Source organism: Streptomyces sp. NBC_00310 (assembly GCF_036208085.1).
Classification (GTDB): domain Bacteria; phylum Actinomycetota; class Actinomycetes; order Streptomycetales; family Streptomycetaceae; genus Streptomyces.
The window spans coordinates 6,954,165-6,970,410 of the sequence record NZ_CP130714.1 but is presented as its reverse complement, the minus strand read 5'-3'; the positions used below and the strand labels follow the sequence as shown (position 1 = coordinate 6,970,410).

At 71.8% G+C, this 16,246-nt stretch carries 16 protein-coding genes and 1 pseudogene; 8 read left to right on the top strand and 9 right to left on the bottom strand.

Annotated elements, in window-relative coordinates; all coding sequences use genetic code 11:
- Window positions 1-41: 41 nt before the first annotated feature.
- From OG202_RS30585 to OG202_RS30575, 3 genes are all read right to left on the bottom strand, one after another.
- Window positions 42-842 (bottom strand): hypothetical protein, encoded by an 801-nt coding sequence (locus OG202_RS30585; RefSeq protein WP_327728109.1) that lies wholly within the window; start codon window positions 840-842, stop codon window positions 42-44.
- A 210-nt stretch (window positions 843-1,052) separates the two neighbouring features.
- Window positions 1,053-2,042 carry a malate dehydrogenase gene (locus OG202_RS30580; protein WP_037694352.1) on the bottom strand — a complete coding sequence of 330 codons (990 nt, stop codon included), beginning with the start codon at window positions 2,040-2,042 and terminating at the stop codon, window positions 1,053-1,055.
- 515 nt (window positions 2,043-2,557) lie between these two features.
- Entirely contained in the window at window positions 2,558-3,907 is a 1,350-nt protein-coding gene (locus tag OG202_RS30575) for a helix-turn-helix domain-containing protein (RefSeq protein WP_327728110.1), read from the bottom strand.
- Window positions 3,908-4,410: 503 nt separating this feature from the next.
- On the opposite strand from OG202_RS30575, the gene OG202_RS30570 reads away from it, so the two are divergent.
- Window positions 4,411-4,944: a peptidoglycan-binding domain-containing protein gene (locus OG202_RS30570; RefSeq protein ID WP_326578404.1), complete on the top strand. Its 534-nt coding sequence runs from the start codon at window positions 4,411-4,413 to the stop codon at window positions 4,942-4,944.
- 231 nt (window positions 4,945-5,175) lie between these two features.
- Here OG202_RS30570 and OG202_RS30565 read toward each other — a convergent pair whose 3' ends face one another.
- The 3 genes from OG202_RS30565 to OG202_RS30555 all read right to left on the bottom strand — a co-directional run bounded on the left by OG202_RS30565 (window position 5,176) and on the right by OG202_RS30555 (window position 7,631).
- A complete protein-coding gene (locus OG202_RS30565) occupies window positions 5,176-5,685 on the bottom strand; it encodes a helix-turn-helix domain-containing protein (protein ID WP_327728111.1) in 510 nt (169 codons plus the stop codon).
- A 469-nt stretch (window positions 5,686-6,154) separates the two neighbouring features.
- Window positions 6,155-6,604, bottom strand: a complete 450-nt coding sequence (locus OG202_RS30560; RefSeq protein ID WP_326585655.1) for a DUF3017 domain-containing protein — start codon at window positions 6,602-6,604, stop codon at window positions 6,155-6,157.
- 172 nt (window positions 6,605-6,776) lie between these two features.
- Window positions 6,777-7,631: a bifunctional methylenetetrahydrofolate dehydrogenase/methenyltetrahydrofolate cyclohydrolase gene (locus OG202_RS30555; RefSeq protein WP_326578408.1), complete on the bottom strand. Its 855-nt coding sequence runs from the start codon at window positions 7,629-7,631 to the stop codon at window positions 6,777-6,779.
- 416 nt (window positions 7,632-8,047) lie between these two features.
- On the opposite strand from OG202_RS30555, the gene OG202_RS30550 reads away from it, so the two are divergent.
- Window positions 8,048-8,653: a hypothetical protein gene (locus tag OG202_RS30550; protein ID WP_327728112.1), complete on the top strand. Its 606-nt coding sequence runs from the start codon at window positions 8,048-8,050 to the stop codon at window positions 8,651-8,653.
- Window positions 8,654-8,714: 61 nt separating this feature from the next.
- Here OG202_RS30550 and OG202_RS30545 read toward each other — a convergent pair whose 3' ends face one another.
- Complete coding sequence (locus OG202_RS30545) at window positions 8,715-9,074, bottom strand: hypothetical protein (RefSeq protein ID WP_326578412.1); 360 nt, start codon at window positions 9,072-9,074, stop codon at window positions 8,715-8,717.
- A gap of 230 nt (window positions 9,075-9,304) precedes the next feature.
- Between OG202_RS30545 and OG202_RS30540 the strand changes: the two genes are divergently transcribed.
- The 4 genes and pseudogenes from OG202_RS30540 to OG202_RS30525 form a co-directional block, all read left to right on the top strand.
- Window positions 9,305-10,042: an FHA domain-containing protein gene (locus OG202_RS30540; protein ID WP_326578414.1), complete on the top strand. Its 738-nt coding sequence runs from the start codon at window positions 9,305-9,307 to the stop codon at window positions 10,040-10,042.
- Window positions 10,039-11,406, top strand: a complete 1,368-nt coding sequence (locus OG202_RS30535; RefSeq protein WP_327728113.1) for a protein kinase domain-containing protein — start codon at window positions 10,039-10,041, stop codon at window positions 11,404-11,406. Before OG202_RS30540 ends, OG202_RS30535 begins: the two co-directional genes overlap by 4 nt.
- A gap of 138 nt (window positions 11,407-11,544) precedes the next feature.
- Window positions 11,545-12,150: a M23 family metallopeptidase gene (locus OG202_RS30530; RefSeq protein WP_327728114.1), complete on the top strand. Its 606-nt coding sequence runs from the start codon at window positions 11,545-11,547 to the stop codon at window positions 12,148-12,150.
- 135 nt (window positions 12,151-12,285) lie between these two features.
- Window positions 12,286-12,765, top strand: a pseudogene (locus OG202_RS30525) (serine/threonine protein kinase); the annotation flags it as partial.
- A gap of 118 nt (window positions 12,766-12,883) precedes the next feature.
- Here the strand turns inward: OG202_RS30525 and purH are convergent.
- Together purH and purN are read right to left on the bottom strand one after the other, a co-directional pair.
- Window positions 12,884-14,446 carry a bifunctional phosphoribosylaminoimidazolecarboxamide formyltransferase/IMP cyclohydrolase gene (purH, locus tag OG202_RS30520; protein WP_326578420.1) on the bottom strand — a complete coding sequence of 521 codons (1,563 nt, stop codon included), beginning with the start codon at window positions 14,444-14,446 and terminating at the stop codon, window positions 12,884-12,886.
- Window positions 14,443-15,072: a phosphoribosylglycinamide formyltransferase gene (purN, locus tag OG202_RS30515; protein WP_326578422.1), complete on the bottom strand. Its 630-nt coding sequence runs from the start codon at window positions 15,070-15,072 to the stop codon at window positions 14,443-14,445. Before purN ends, purH begins: the two co-directional genes overlap by 4 nt.
- A gap of 233 nt (window positions 15,073-15,305) precedes the next feature.
- Between purN and OG202_RS30510 the strand changes: the two genes are divergently transcribed.
- Window positions 15,306-15,431 carry a hypothetical protein gene (locus tag OG202_RS30510; protein WP_327728115.1) on the top strand — a complete coding sequence of 42 codons (126 nt, stop codon included), beginning with the start codon at window positions 15,306-15,308 and terminating at the stop codon, window positions 15,429-15,431.
- Window positions 15,431-16,225 (top strand): hypothetical protein, encoded by a 795-nt coding sequence (locus OG202_RS30505; protein ID WP_327728116.1) that lies wholly within the window; start codon window positions 15,431-15,433, stop codon window positions 16,223-16,225. The genes OG202_RS30510 and OG202_RS30505 overlap by 1 nt, the downstream gene beginning before the upstream one ends.
- Window positions 16,226-16,246 lie beyond the last annotated feature (21 nt).

The window sequence follows — 16,246 nt, the reverse complement described above, 5'->3', positions numbered from 1 at the left end:
GGCCTGATCCCAGCGCGCGCCCGTCGTAACCCGCCCCGCGATCACCCCCGTACGCAGGTCGCCCCCGTCGGGCACAGGGAGGTGGCCACCATCGTGACCGGCTCGCGGAGCTCGTCCAGGGGGGTGGACTCGGGGGCGCTGAGGCGGACTCCGTAGATCTTGTCGTCGGCCGTGCGGAAGCGGTGGTCGATGACCCGGCGGGGGCCCGCATCGCCCTCGCCGTCGAAGCGGTAGACGATCTCGGAGTAGCTGTCGTCGTCGGTGGCGGAGCGTTCGACGACGCGGTAGCCGGGGAGGCGGGCGAAGCCGTAGTCCTCGTTCTCGGCCAGGTCCATGGACTCGGCGGGGGTGTCCTCGCTGACCAGGAAGAGCTGGAGGGTCCTGCTGCCGTCCGGGGAGTCGTACGTCACCACCGTCGGCTTGTCCTTCGGCGTCTTCGCGGTGCGGTCCCAGCCGGCGGGAACGACGACGGTGAAGCCGGCCGGGTCGTCGGAGCGTACGTAGCCGGGCGCGCCGCCCGGCTCCGGGTCCACGTCCGGGTCCGCATCCCCGCCGGAGCCGTCCGCGTCCGTGCCCGACTGCTTCGGCGTGGCCGGGGCGGTGTTCCCGTCGTCCCCCGGGCCCGCCGCCGAGACGGAGGGCGGGGGTGTCGACGGGGAGCCGTTGGTGGAGGTCGCATGGGCCGTTCCGCCGTCCCGGGACAGGGCCCACACCCCGAAGCCGGCGCCGCCGCCGAGTAAGGCCGCGAGGACGATGACGGCGGTCGTGCGCGGCCAGGGGCTGCCCCGTCCGGGAGGGTCGTCCACCCAGCGTCCCTGGTGCGGGTCCCAGCGCGTCATCATGTCCCCCTTGCCGCCGTCGGCGTGCACACGACGTCGTGCACCGACGATAGCGGCGCATACGCCGAACAGGCCCCGTCCTGGTCGAAACCGGGACAGGGCCTGCGCGGGCAAGCTAAAGGGACGTCATCAGGACGTCGACCGTGCGGACGTCGGCGGTGCGGACGTCGGCCGTGCGGACGGCGACCGTGCGGACATCGGCTGCGGGACGTCTCAGATGAGGCCGAGCGCGCGGACCGCGTCGCGCTCCTCCGCCAGCTCCTGGACCGAGGCGTCGATACGGGCGCGGGAGAACTCGTTGATCTCCAGGCCCTGGACGATCTCGTACTTGCCGTCCTTGACGGTGACGGGGAAGGAGGAGATGAGGCCCTCGGCCACGCCGTACGAACCGTCGGACGGGATGCCCATGGAGGCCCAGTCGCCCTCGGCTGTGCCGTTGACCCAGGTGTAGATGTGGTCGATGGCGGCGTTGGCGGCGGAGGCGGCCGACGAGGCGCCACGGGCCTCGATGATGGCGGCGCCGCGCTTGGCGACGGTCGGGATGAAGTCCTCGGCGAGCCACTTCTCGTCGTTGACGACCTCGGCGGCGTTCTTGCCGGCGACCGTGGCGTGGAAGATGTCCGGGTACTGGGTCGCGGAGTGGTTGCCCCAGATCGTGAGCCTCTGGATCTCGGAGACCGGGACGCCCGTCTTCTTCGACAGCTGGGTCAGCGCGCGGTTGTGGTCCAGGCGGGTCATCGCGGTGAAGCGCTCGGCCGGGACGTCCGGCGCGGCGGCCTGGGCGATGAGGGCGTTGGTGTTGGCCGGGTTGCCGACGACGAGGACCTTGATGTCGTCCGCGGCGTTGTCGTTGATGGCCTTGCCCTGCGGCTTGAAGATGCCGCCGTTGGCCTCGAGGAGGTCACCGCGCTCCATGCCCTTGGTGCGGGGGCGGGCACCGACGAGCAGGCCTACGTTGGCGCCGTCGAAGGCCACGTTCGGGTCGTCCGTGATGTCGATGCCCTGAAGGAGCGGGAAGGCGCAGTCGTCGAGCTCCATGGCGGTGCCCTCGGCGGCCTTCAGCGCCGGCGTGATCTCCAGCAGGCGGAGCTTGACCGGCACGTCCGCGCCGAGCAGCTGGCCGGAGGCGATGCGGAAGAGCAGGGCGTAACCGATCTGGCCGGCCGCGCCGGTGACGGTGACGTTCACGGGAGTGCGGGTCATGGCGTTCTCCGTATGACAGCTGGCGGTGGGGCGTCCCCGCCCCGTGGGACGTACAAATGATCGATCTCTTGGCGTCAAGAGAGATCGGTGGTCAGGCTACCGCGCATCCGGGATCCCGGACGGCCGGGGTTCGTGTGGCCCACCCCACAAGTCGCTTTCGCGGGCCGGGCCCCACGAAGAGGCGGCCGCCGGTCCGGGAGAGGGGGAGGACCAGGGCGGCCGCCTTGTGGGGGTGCCGGGCCGGGAGGGGGTGTCGATCTCCCGGGCGGGCCGGACTCCCGTGGGGGTACTGTCCGCCTGCCCCGGAGTTCGGCAGGCATTCCACTTACACCGTGATTACTTTTTCGGTAGCACGGATTACGGGGAGTGACGGGTGATCAGGAGGGGGCGGGCGTACGGCTGCCGGCCGGTGGGGGCGGGTGGGGGCCGGTCGCGCGGTCCTCGCGCCCCTTGGGGCGTCGGCGCGCCCCGCCTCCGCCCTGCCCCACTCCGCCCCACCGCCCCCTCCAGCCCCGCTACCCCGTGCAGCCCTTCTGCCCCGAAGCCAGCGTCGCGCAGGCCGTGGCCTCGCCCGCGTCCCTCACGGTGATCATCTGGGTGTAGGCGATGTTGTCGCCGGCCGCCTCGATGGCGGCGGTCTGCTTGGTCCTGCCGACCGTGACCTGGACCTCGTCGCCCTGGGCGGCACCGGTGATGCGGGCCCAGGCGGCCTGGCAGGTCTTGCTGTAGCGGACCTCGACCCTCGTGGTGCCCACCGTGGCCTCGTCGGTGGTCCGTACGAGGCTGCCGATGCACCCCATGGTCTCCGGGTCCTTGCCGTCGCAGTCCTTGCCGCTGCACTTCACCCCGGCCGGGAGGTCGGGATTGGTGCCGATCGAGGTCGACGGGGAGGTGGGCGGCTTGCCCTCCGCTTGGTCCTTCCCGTCACCGTTGGTGAGGAAGAAGGCCGCCGCGATCACGACGAGCGCGCCGACGGCTCCGGCGAGGAACATCGTCACGCGGCGCTTCGGCGAGGAATCGCCGTCGTCGAGGCGGCCGCCGCCGCTTTCCGGCGGACCGAAGACACCGGACGGGACCGAGGCGCCACCGGCCCCCTGGGCACCACCGGGAACCGCCGCGCCGGCCGGGACACGGGACGAGGACGCGGACGACGCCGACCCCGAGGAAGCCGAGGACGGCGACCCTCCGGCCGGCCGCGACGGCGAAGACGACGGCACCGAAGTCGATGGCGACGACGCCGAGGGGCCCGACGGTGGCGTGGCTCCCCAGCTGACGCGCGACGCGCCGCCGGCGACCGCACCCGAGCCGCCGACTCCGCCGTACGGCGAGGCGGAGGAAGCGCCGGAGGAAGAGGAGGACGGTGACGAGGGGGACGGCGTGACCGAACCCCCGTACGGCGCGCGCGAGGTGCGCTCGCTCGACGAGCGCGGCTGTGGCGGGACCGTCGGCGAGACGCCCGCCGGGCCCGCCACGCCCGGTGTCGCGGTCGCGCTGCGGCCCGCCCTGCCGTTCCTCCCGCCGCCCTTGACGGTGGACTGGCCGCCCGTCTCGCCCAGGGCGGCGCGCGCCTGGGAGATACGGATCGCTTCCATGGTCATGTCGTGGCGCATCTCCGAACGGCTCCAGGCACGCTCGGCCAGCTCCCACATGGTGGTCAGATGGACGGGATCGGTACCGGTCACCTCGGCCAACGCGACGATCGCGCCTTTCGGCGCGAGCAGTCTGCCGTTGAGATACCGCTCCCAGGACGTCTTGCTGTAGCCCGTGCGGTCGGCCACCGCTGCGATGCTCAGTCCACCGCGGTCGACGAGCCGACGGAGCTGGCCCGCGAACTCCCTTACCTGTGGATCGAGTTCATCGGGCAAGGCCCTCCAACGAGGCATTGCTTCCCCCCTCATTCCCCCGTACGTCTCTGCACTTTCCCCCCGTGCCCGCTATCCCTGTGCCGCGCATGATGCCCTCGCTGAATCCTGGTCCGGGACCTGGCCCGGGGCCCTCTCCGGAGCCCCGTTCCGGCCTACCCACTGGGATGCGCCCGGTCGGGATGTCAGTTCCCTGAAAAGGGGCGCGCGGGAGCATTTCGGGCCGAATCATGCGCCGCCGCACGCCCCCCAACCGGTCTGCGGTCCAGTGTCCCACCGACATCCCGGATTTCCGGGCGGAATTGCAGGTCCCCGCGTGGGACATCCCGAACCATCCCAAATGTTCACGTTAGCCCTGGTGTTGGGCGGCCGGACGGCACATCCTCGAACCTGTCAACACATCGACACAACGACCACACATGCACCGCCACACGAGTCGAACGGGTGCTCGTGCGACCCATGTGCGTCCGTGAAGGTCGAAGGTCAACGGAGACCAGGGGGATCACATGCAACACAAGGCCAGGCTGCTGCTCGCGGCCGTCGCCGTGACGGCCTCGGCCGGGCTCGCGCTCGGCGTCGCCGCTCCGCTCGCCACGGCTTCCGGGCCACACGTCGTCGACGGCTCCGGCGCCGCGTACAACGACTGGGGCGACGAGGGCACGCTGTCCGTCAACACGCACTCCAAGAGCAACGCGACGCGGCTGTGGCAGAGCGTCCTGTACGCCGACGGCGCCAAGTGGAAGGACTCCGGCGGGAATCTGCACACCTTCACCGAGTGGGACATCGACGGGCTCTTCGGCTGGAAGACCCGCTCGGCGACCAAGTACTGGCAGGCCCAGGAAGACCTGGAGGACGTAGACGGGATCGTCGGCAAGGAGACCTTCGGACAGGCCGACAGCTTCCTGGACGGGCCGTACAACGACGGCAAGGTGACCTACGCGGGCCTGGCGCACGAGGTGGACTTCAAGCGGCTCGACGGGGACTACTACGTCAGGATCGGCTCGAAGTGGAAGGTCGCCGCGTACGACTGGCGCGGCTGAGGGATCTGCCGTCGCGGGCCGGTGACGGCGGATTCCGCCGGCACGGGCCGGTGACGGCCCATCCCGCCGGCGCCGACCGGAGTCGGCCCATCCCGCCGGCGCCGACCGAAGACGGCCTATCCCGCCGGCGCCGACCGAAGACGGCCCATGCCGCCGGCGCCGGCCGGTCCGCCGACCGAGGTCGGCATGGTCGACCTCCGGGGCGCTCCGCGCGACACCGGGCGAGGGCCGTCACGACAACGTGACGGCCCCTATCAGCGCGGCGGCGACGAGGGCCAGGGCGATCAGGACGGCGAGGGCCGCGTAGAGGGCGACGCGGCCGGGCGGGCGGGGGTTCGGTTCGTCGGCGGGGGTGTCCCACCAGGGGAGCGTGGGATCGTCCTCGTACGCCTCCGAGCCGGCCTCCGCCGCCGCCCGCTCCCCCGCCCCCGCGGTGTTCGGCGGCTGGGACGGGGGCACGGTCTGGGGTGCCGGGCGCGGCCAGGCCCGTACGGCCAGTTCCCAGCGCACCCCGAAGCGTTCGGCGTCCTCCCCGGCGACCCGGCACAGGGCGGCGACCGCCTGCCGGGGCGGGGGCTGGGTGCCGTTGAGATACCGCTGCCAGGAGGACTTGCTGTACGCGGTACGCGCGCCGAGCGCGACGAGACTCAGTCCCGTGCGGTCCTTCAGCAGGCGCAGCTGCTCGACGAAATGCTGTACCTCCGGGGGGAGTTCGTCCGGCAGCGGCTGCCAGGCGCTCATCGGCTGCCTCCTCGGGGCTCAAGGGTGGGTCTGGGTCTGGGTCTGGGTCTGGGTCTGGGTCTGGGTCTGAGCAGGTGACGACGGTCGCGGGGGAACCGGTTCCCACCCGTACGGACGGCGGGGCCATGGAGTTCGGACAGCGCGATGGAGTGACTCGGGCGGCCTCGTGAGGCGAAGCGAAGGGCGCGATGAAGGGGCGTGCGAAGCGGCCCGCACCCCGTGTCGAGGCGACCGCGCCGGCTTCGAGCGCCGGTGACGGCATGCCGGGATGACGTCCGGGTGTCGTCGTCGTGGCCCGGTGCGGACACCTTGGCGGAATGGTCACTTCCGTGCCACAGCGGGCTGACAGGTGTTGAACGGGGCGTTCGCCGTGCAGGAACGTGGAGCGCGACGGCGGTCCGTCCTTACTCGGGGGAGGGGACGGACCGCCGTCGTGTGCATGCGGGACCGGGAGCGAGACGAAACGGCCTCAGCCCGCCTCGTCGCCCACCGTGAAGTGCAGCGTGTCCTTGAGGAACGGGATCTCCAGCAGCGGCTTCGGCTGGGCCATCAGCGCGAGGAGCACGATGGCGGTGCCCAGGACGATGTACGTGGCCATGTCGGTGAAACGGGAGCGGACGGCGAGCATGCCGACGTCCCGGACGGCCCAGCGCAGCACCGCGCCGGCGAGCAGCGCGGCCCCGATCAGGATCGTGCCGGCCCGGAACGCGTCCAGCGCGGTGAGCAGCAGCCCGAGCCCCACGGTGCACAGCACGGCGAGGATCGGCCACTGCCGCACGGGCGCGAGCGCCTCACGCGGCGCCGCCCGGCCACCGCCCTCGGGCCGCGCGGTGTCCTTGGTGAACATCGGGAACCGCCGGGTACCTCGAACAGGCTTGCCGTCGGCACCGGGCACGCTGATGTGATCCCGCACCTCAATCTCATCAGGCGCCTTGACCTCATCAGGCGCCTCGGCCGACTCAGCTGCCTCAGCCGGCTTTGTGGCCTCGGCGGGCTCACTCGTCCTGGCCGACTCAGTCGTCCTGGCCGGCTCGGTCGTCCTGGCCGCCTCAGCTGCCTCGGCCACCTCCGGCACCCCCTCCGCCCTGCCGTCAGCCGACACTGCGCTCCGCCGCCTCGACCACGTTCACGAGCAGCTGGGCGCGGGTCATGGGGCCGACACCGCCGGGGTTGGGGGAGATCCAGCCGGCGACCTCGGCGACACCGGGGTGGACGTCCCCGACGATCTTGCCCTCGGCGGAGCGGGAGACACCGACGTCGAGGACGGCGGCCCCCGGCTTCACGTCCTCGGGGCGGATCAGGTGGGCGGAGCCGGCGGCGGCGACGATGATGTCGGCGCGCTTGAGGTGCGCGGCCAGGTCACGCGTGCCGGTGTGGCACTGGGTCACCGTCGCGTTCTCGCTGCGCCGGGTGAGGAGCAGCGGCATCGAGCGGCCGATGGTCACACCGCGGCCGACGACCACGACCTCGGCGCCCTTGATCTCGACGCCGTACTGGCGGAGGAGGGTGAGGACGCCGTTCGGGGTGCAGGGCAGCGGCGCGGGCTCGTTGAGGACGAGGCGGCCGAGGTTCATCGGGTGGAGGCCGTCGGCGTCCTTGTCGGGGTCCATCAGTTCGAGGACGCGGTTCTCGTCGATGCCCTTGGGGAGCGGCAGCTGGACGATGTAACCGGTGCACGCGGGGTCTTCGTTCAGCTCCCGCACCGCCGCCTCGATCTCCTCCTGGGTGGCGGTCGCGGGCAGTTCACGCTGGATGGAGGCGATGCCGACCTGCGCGCAGTCGCGGTGCTTGCCCGCCACGTACTTCTGGCTGCCGGGGTCTTCACCGACCAGGATCGTGCCGAGTCCGGGCGTGACGCCCTTCTCCTTCAGCACCGCCACGCGGGCGGTCAGATCGGACTTGATCGCGGCTGCGGTGGCCTTGCCATCGAGAATCTGGGCGCTCATGGCCCCAATCTTCGCGGATGACCGGCGCCGGGTTCCAATCCGGTCACCTGGCGGACGCCCTCCCACCGCTTTCGGACCGGCTCGGCGGCCCGTCCCGGAGCGGGTGGCGGCCGGTGTCCGAGCGCTCGGCGGCCGGTGTCCGAGCGCTCGGCGGCCGGTGTCCGAGCGCTCGGCGGCCGGTGTCCGAGCGCTCGGCGGCCGGTGTCCGACAAGATCCGGCCGGTGTCCGACAAGATCGGATGTGTTGCACTTGCACAACACCCGATGAATCTCCCTGGACATCCGGCCGGGCATATAAAACGATTGGGGCACAGTGCCGCGGGCACTGCCGGGGGGCGTGACCATTTCAAAAGATCAGGGCATTCCTCCGACCCGTGCCGCGCGTCCCCGCACCAGGCAACGGAGGAAACCCCGCCATGAGCTTCGGCGACCCGAACAACCCGTATGGCCAGCCCCAGCAGCAGCCGCCCGCCCAGGGTTACGGCTACCCGCAGCAGACCCCGCCCCAGCAGCCCGGGTACGGCTATCCGACTGCCCCGCCGGTCTCGCAGGGCTACGGCGGCTACCCGGGGGCGCCCGCCGTGGTCCCGGGCGGTGTGAGGGCCGCGCGCATCATGCTGTACGTCCTGGGCGGTTTCCAGGCGATCGGCGGCGTGGCGCTGATGGTGGCCAGCGCGTGGTTCGCCGACTACATCTCGGACAGCGTCTCGGGCGACCCCGCACTCTCCTCGGAGGACGCGGACACCATCGCGAACTTCGGCGCCGGCGCCTTCATCTTCTTCGGCGCGGTCACCCTGGGCTTCGCGGTCTGGGGGATTCTCACCGCTGCGAAGTTCTCCACCGGGCGCGGCGGCATCCGGATCTCCGCGATCGTCTATGCCTCGTTCGTCACGCTCTTCAGCGTGATCAGCATCCTGGGCGCCAATCTCTTCGCTCTGATCAGCCTCGCCCTCGGTGTCCTGATCATCGTCTTCTGCAGCAAGCAGGACGCCGGCCAGTGGTTCAACCGCCCGCGCCACTGAGCCGCCGAGCGCAGCGAAGGGCCGTACCCCCCGCAGGAGGGGGCACGGCCCTTCGGCGCGTTCACGCCAGACAGGCGCCGGGCCCCGGCCTGGGCCCCACGGTGTTCACGGAGCTGTCCCAGGTCTGCGTCCCGCCCGGCGGGAGCCCATAGCTGAGACCACCGGTCACGCAGTAGGTGACGCGGGTCATGTTGGTGACCTCGGTGACTTGCAGAGCCGGGTTGAACGTGGCCCGCTCGCCCTCCTTCACCAGGACCGGCTGGGTGCCCAGCAGCGGCTGGAGACACACGTACCCGGTCTGGCAGATCACCACGGCCTCGTCCTCGGCGGCCGCCGCGCCGCCGCCCCCCGTACCGAGTGCCACCGCGAGCACCGCCCCGACGACGGCGACCCGGCGTGACCGACTCGACCTGTTCCGCATGACTGACCCCCTGAGTCCCGAGCGTTTGGGTTGCCCCTCGACCCTCGCAGCGGAACGCACGCCTCTGCACCGGGGTATCGGCCATTCCGCATACCCACGCCACAGATGTCACGAAGGTGACGACATCTGCCGCTTCCTCCAGGAAACGCCGTCCGTGCCGGACCTGTGGCACTTCCCGCCCCTCCGCGTAGCCTGACGCGTCCATGCCTGCCTCGGGGGAGGAACCAGTCATGCACAGCATCATCGTCGTGCCCGTGGACGGAGAGCGTCCGGGCGCACAGATCCGACTCGCACCGAGCGAGTCCCTGTCCTTCGGCCGTACGGCGCGGCCGGGCACCCCACATCTGACCATCGCGCACGAGGGCGTGTCCCGGGAGGCGGGACAGATCACGGCCACGGGCGCCTACTGGACGCTCAGCAATCTGAGCCGCGCGCAGACCTACGTCGTCGAGAACCCGGAGGGCGCCGGCGAGCACATCAAGATCGCGCCGGGGCGGCTGGACGCGCCGGTGCCGTTCGAGTTCTCGCGGGTGGTGCTGCCCGCCGGGAACGAGTTGCTCAGCTTCGACGTCTGGGCCCCACGCCATGACTTCCTGGACCACGTCGGCCCCTGCGACGGCTCGCCCACCGCGTCCGCGTTCCCGCTCGACCGGGGCAAGCGGTACTTCCAGGTGCTGGCCGCCCTGTGCGCCCCGCGCCTGAGCGGCGAACCGCACGCCGCGCTCGCCACCGCCGACGAACTGGTCGAACTGCTGCGCCCCGCCTGGCCGTCGGTGTCCCGCACCGCCGTGCAGTGGAACATCGACTATCTGGCCGTCAAGTTACGCCTCAAGCCGGCCCCGGAGTCCGCGCCGCCCGGCGGCCCCCGCCTCAACGGCAAGAAGGACCGCCTCGTCTCCCTGGCCCTCCGCTTCGACCTCGTCCACGAGGCCGACCTGGCCCTGCTGAAGGGCGGTGCGGGCCGATGAGTACGCAGGAGCCGTACGCCGTGCCGGTACCGAAGGGCTATCGCGTCGGTGCCTGGGAGGTCCGCGAGCCGCTGGCCTCCGGCGCCTTCGGGACGGTGTACGCCGCCCGGTGCGCGGAGCCGGCCGAAGGACTGCCCGCCGAGGCGGCCCTGAAGTTCCACCCCACCGGCACGCGCACCCCGCGACAGCTGCGCCACCTGCGCGAACTCGCCGAGCGGGAGACCGAGTTGCTGCGCCGCCTCCAGCGGCCACGGCTCATCCGCATGTACGAGACGCTCACCGTGGACGACCCGTCGGACCCTCTCCTCGACGGCGCCTCCGTCCTCGTGCTGGAACGCGCCGAGGGCTCGCTCGACCAGCTGATCGACCGGCTGGCCGGGCGGTCGCGGGGGCAGCGGGCCGTCGCCCTGCCCGGCGGGCCCTCGCTGCTCGCCCAGATCTGCGAGGGGGTCGCCCACCTCCACCACGCGGGCTGGGTGCACGGCGACCTCAAGCCCGCCAACGTCCTGCTGATGGCGGACGGTTCGGTACGGCTCGCCGACTTCAACCTGGCCGCCGAGATGGACGGCACCCACGCCTACTCCCCCGCGTTCGCCACCCCCGACTACACCCCGCCCGAGCTGCTCTGGGCCGAGGTCGGCGAGCACGGCCACCTCACCCGCCCGACCGCCGACGTCTGGGCCTTCGGCGTCCTCGCCCATCTCGTCCTCACCGGCGGCCCGCCCTTCCCGGGCGCCACCCCGCCCGCCCGCCGCGACGCGGTCCTGCGCTACGCGAGGGGCCGGGAGGAGCTGCGGCTCTCCCCCGAACTGCCGGACGCCTGGCGGCAGATCGTCACCGACTGCCTCGCCCCGACCCACGCGGCCCGCGCCCCGCACACCGCGTCGTCCCTGCTCCGCCGGGTCGAGACGGCCGCCGGCGCGGCGCGCTCCCCACGGCTCCCCCGTCTCCGGCCGAGGCGCGGCCCCCATCCGGCCGTCCTCGGCGGGCTGGCCGCGCTCACGCTCGTCTCCCTCGCCGTGGCCGGCCTGCTGGCCCTGCGCGAACCCGCTCCCCAGGGGTACGCGCGCTGCGACCGGGGCGACGTCTGCTTCTTCACGGAGGCGGACGGACAGGGCGAGATGTGCGCCTGGTACGAGTACGACGACGACTGGCTGGGCGGGATCATCACCTGCGACTGGGCGAAGGACACCAGGCCCAGGTCGGCCTTCAACAACGGCTACTCCGGCGACCCGCACGACGACGTCAGACTCTTCCGCGAGCCGAACCGGAAGGAACCGTTCGGCTGCGTCCAGGAGAACACCAAGGTCAACTATCCCGACGGCCTGGTGCTCCGCTCCCACGAGTGGGTGGCGGCGTGTTGAGCGGACCCCCGTCGAGCCGGTGACCCTGTGACCTTCGAGGTACCGGAGTCAGGGCCGCGCGCAGATGCTTGAGGCGTTCCCAGCAAGCACAGCAAGCACCGAAACCAACGGGGAAGACGGGGAAACGGGGAAACGAAGATGACGACCACAACGACGACAGCCATGCCCGCACGCCGCAGGACGGCCGTCGCGCTCGCCGCGACCGCCCTGGCGCTCTCCTTCGGCCTGGAGGCCGGCGGCACGGCCATGGCGGCACCGGCGTCGGCGACCGCGGCGGCGAAGCCGAAGTTCCAGATGCCGTTCAAGTGCAACACGCACTGGCAGATCAACACCTGGGGCCACAACCCCGCCATCGACATGGTGGTGAAGGGGAACACCGGCTCCTCCGGCAAGCCCGTCTACCCGGGCTACAAGGGCAAGGTGGTCCAGGCCTACACCAACAAGGGCGCCGGGAACGTGATCCTCATCAGCCACGGCGGCGGCTGGTACACGGCGTACTACCACCTGAAGGACAAGCCCACCAAGTACGTCAAGGTGGGCCAGAGCGTCGCCGCGAAGAAGCAGATCGGCCGGATCGGCGCCACGGGCAGCAACAGCGGCGACTGGGCGCACCTGCACTACGAGCAGCGCTACCTGGCCAAGGGCACCCCGACCGAGAAGCACCGCAAGCCGGTGCACTTCAACGGCAAGTCGTACACGGGCAAGAACAAGCAGTGGAAGGACGTCGTCAGCAAGAACTGCTGACCCGGCACGGCCCGCCGGACCTTCTCCGGCGGGCCGTTCCCGGCTCCGACCGCACGGTAGTCTCTCGTCAACTCACGTTGCCCATGGGACCGTTGAGGCAGCTCGCGACTGGAGAGAACACCACCCTGGGGACCCATGCCAGACCAGCGGCCCGGACCGCCGCCGTACTCCCCGGCGTCGGGTGACGCCGCGCCGGAGCAGACGGGCGCGACCCCGCTGAGACGGTCGGACCCCGGACGCCTCGGACCGTACGTACCGCTGGGGCTGCTCGGCAGCGGCGGGATGGGCAGGGTGTATCTGGCGCGGCCGGCCGACGACAGCCCCGGGCTGGCGGCGGTGAAGGTGATCCGGCCGGAGTACGCCGAGGACACGGAGTTCCGGCGCCGGTTCCAGCGTGAGGCGGGAGTGCACGACCGGGTCCGTACGCCGTACGCGCCCCGGTTGCTCGGCACCGGATTCGAGCCCGAGGACGAGAACGGTCACGAACTGCTGTGGATGGCCACGCAGTACCTGCCGGGCGTCGATCTCACGGACGCGGTCCGCGACTGCGGCACGCTGACACCCGGCGCGGCCTGGCGCCTGGTGGGCGAACTCGGCGGGGCACTGCCGGCGCTGCGCGGTACGACATAGCGAACGGCCCGCGTCGGCCCCGCTCCGGTCGCGTACGGCGAAGGGCCCGTCGGTGTGTCCGACGGGCCCTTCGTCCTGTGCCCTCAGCGGGGCGGCAGCGGTATCAGTGGAAGAAGTGCCGCGTGCCCGTGAAGTACATCGTCACGCCCGCCTTCCGCGCGGCCTCGACGACCAGCTCGTCACGGACCGACCCGCCGGGCTGCACCACGGCCTTGACGCCGGCCTCGGTGAGGATCTCCAGCCCGTCCGGGAAGGGGAAGAAAGCGTCGGAGGCGGCGTACGCGCCCCGCGCCCGCTCGGCCCCGGCACGCTCGACGGCGAGCTTCGCGGAATCGACGCGGTTGACCTGACCCATCCCGACACCCACCGACGCGCCACCCTTGGCGAGCAGGATCGCGTTGGACTTCACCGCGCGACAGGCCTTCCAGGCGAACGCCAGCTCGGCCAGCTCGTCGGCGGAGAGGGCGTCCCCGGTCGCGAGGGTCCAGTCGGCCGGGTCGTCGCCGTCGGCCTGGAGCCGGTCGGTCACCTGGAGCAGCGCACCGCCGTCGACGGGCTTCAGCTCGACCGGGGCGGCGGGCGCACCCGGGGCCTTCAGCACCCGGATGTTCTTCTTCTTGGCGAGGGCCTCCAGGGCCCCCTCCTCGTAGTCGGGCGCGACGATGACCTCGGTGAAGATCTCGGCGACCTGCTCGGCCATCTCCTTGCTGACCGGCCGGTTGACCGCGATCACGCCACCGAACGCCGACAGCGGGTCACACGCGTGCGCCTTGCGGTGCGCCTCGGCGACATCCGCGCCGACCGCGATACCGCAGGGGTTCGCGTGCTTGATGATCGCGACGGCCGGCTCGTCGTGGTCGTACGCGGCACGGCGCGCGGCGTCCGTGTCCGTGTAGTTGTTGTACGACATCTCCTTGCCGTGCAGCTGCTCGGCCTCGGCCAGGCCACCGGTCCCGGAGACGTACAGCGCGGCGGGCTGGTGCGGGTTCTCGCCGTAGCGCAGGGTGTGCGCGCGCTCCCAGGTCGCCCCGAGGAAGTCGGGGAACTGCGAGTCGTCGGCGGGGGCGTACGAGGACGCGAACCAGGAAGCCACGGCGACGTCGTACGCGGCCGTGTGCTGGAAGGCCTCGGCCGCGAGCCGCTTGCGGGTGGTGAGGTCGAAGCCGCCGTCCTGCACGGCCGCGAGGACGTCGGCGTAGCGGGCCGGGCTGGTGACGACCGCGACGGAGGGGTGGTTCTTGGCGGCGGCGCGGACCATCGACGGGCCGCCGATGTCGATCTGCTCGACGCACTCGTCGGGGGTCGCGCCCGAGGCGACGGTCTCCCGGAACGGGTAGAGGTTCACGACGACGAGGTCGAACGGCTCGACGCCCAGGTCGGCGAGCTGCCGCCGGTGGTCCTCGAGCCGCAGGTCGGCGAGGATGCCCGCGTGCACCTTGGGGTGCAGGGTCTTGACCCGGCCGTCCAGGCACTCGGGGAAGCCGGTCAGCTCCTCGACCTTGGTGACGGGGACGCCGGCGGCGGCGATCTTCGCGGCCGTGGAGCCGGTGGAGACGAGCTCGACACCGGCCTCGTGCAGCCCGCGCGCGAGCTCCTCCAGCCCGGTCTTGTCGTAGACGCTGACGAGCGCCCGGCGAAGGGGCCGCTTGTTGATGTCGGCGGTCACTGGATAACTACCTTTCGTCCCTCAATGCGATAGCCGTTGCGGGCGAGCCGCCCCACGACATCGACGAGCAGCCTTCGCTCGACTTCCTTGATGCGCTCGTGCAGAGCGCTCTCGTCGTCCTCGTCCCGGACCTCCACCACGCCCTGCGCGATGATCGGCCCGGTGTCGACGCCGTCGTCGACGAAGTGGACGGTGCAGCCGGTGACCCTGGCGCCGTACGCGAGCGCGTCCCGCACCCCGTGAGCCCCCGGGAAGCTGGGGAGGAGCGCCGGGTGGGTGTTGACGAACCGCCCACCGAACCGCGCCAGGAACTCCTTCCCCACGATCTTCATGAACCCGGCGGAGACGACGAGATCGGGCTCGTACGCGGCGACGGCCTCGGCGAGCGCCGCGTCCCACTCGTCACGGGTCCCGTGGTCCTTGACCCGGCACACGAAGGTCGGCAGCCCGGCGCGCTCGGCCCGGGCGAGCCCCTCGATGCCGCCGCGGTCGGCTCCGACGGCCACGATCTCGGCGCCGTAGGCCTCGACGCCGGTCGTCGCGATGGCGTCCAGCAGCGCCTGGAGGTTGGTGCCGGATCCGGAGACCAGCACGACGAGGCGCTTGGCCACGGGCTTGGCGGCCACGATGGGGCCCTTTCTACGGGTTCTGCGGGGAACGTTCAGGTCTGCCGAAGGTGCACTTGTGCATTCATACGAATGCTTTACGTCCCCTGATACGGGGAAGTCTACGAAGCGGCCGACCGCCAGCAACGATACCGGCACACCGGACGGCCCCCGTGGGACGGGGGCGTGGCCGCGAGGTAGCGTCTGCGAGGAGTGGGCTCGGGAACGCGGTCGGTGTGTGGGGCGTTCACGGAGTGCCGGCTCATGCGCAACCAGTAGATTTCACCGCCGAGCACACCTCGGAGTCCACCGCCGAGCACGCCTCCGAGTTCACCGCCGTATCCACCGCCGTATTCACCAAGGGGAAGACGCACTCCTGATGCCGGACCGCAGCCTCCGCCTTCCTTCGCTCCTGCTGCGCGAGCGGAGTTCCTCGCCCACGCCTCCGCGCGAGAGCGAGGACGCCCCCGAGCAGTCCGGGCAGCCCGGGCGGGGCCAGGGCTCAGGTTCTTCGGACGACAATCCGTTCGCGCCGCCACCCGAAGGCGCGCCCGACCGGCCGTGGCAGCCGCGCCGGCCCGACGGCCGGGATTCCGGCGACGGAGCGGGCCACGGCGGTGGCCACTCGCCGTGGGGCAGTCAGTGGAGCGACCGGCAGCCCGGCCGCTCGTCCGGCGGACCCTTCGGCGAGCGTCCCGGTGGCCAGGGCGGACCGGGTGGCCAGGGCGGTCCGGGCCAGGGCCCCGAGGGCGGACCGGGCAGCGGACTGCGCTGGGACCCGACGGACCCCGCCCAGCGCCGCGCGCGGTACTCGCTGCTCTGCGGCATGTGGGCCTTCTTCTTCGCCCTCTTCGCCTGGCCGTACGTCGCCCTGCTGCTCGGCTCGCTGGCCGTGTACTGGGCCGTCAGCGCCCTGCGCGCCAAGCCCGGCACCCCGGACCCGGCCCGGCCTGCGGCCCCCGAGCCGAGCGGTCGCCCCCAGAAGACCGCGGCCATCAGCGGCCTGGTGACCTCCACGATCGCCCTCGCCATCGTCGCCATCACCTTCACGGCCCAGTTCGTCTACCGGGACTACTACACCTGCGTCAACGACTCCCTCACCACCGCCTCCGCCAAGTCCTGCAAGGAACTCCTGCCGGAGGGGCCTCTGCGGGAGATGCTCGGCGCGCAGTAGACGCCCTTCACCTCGCTCTGC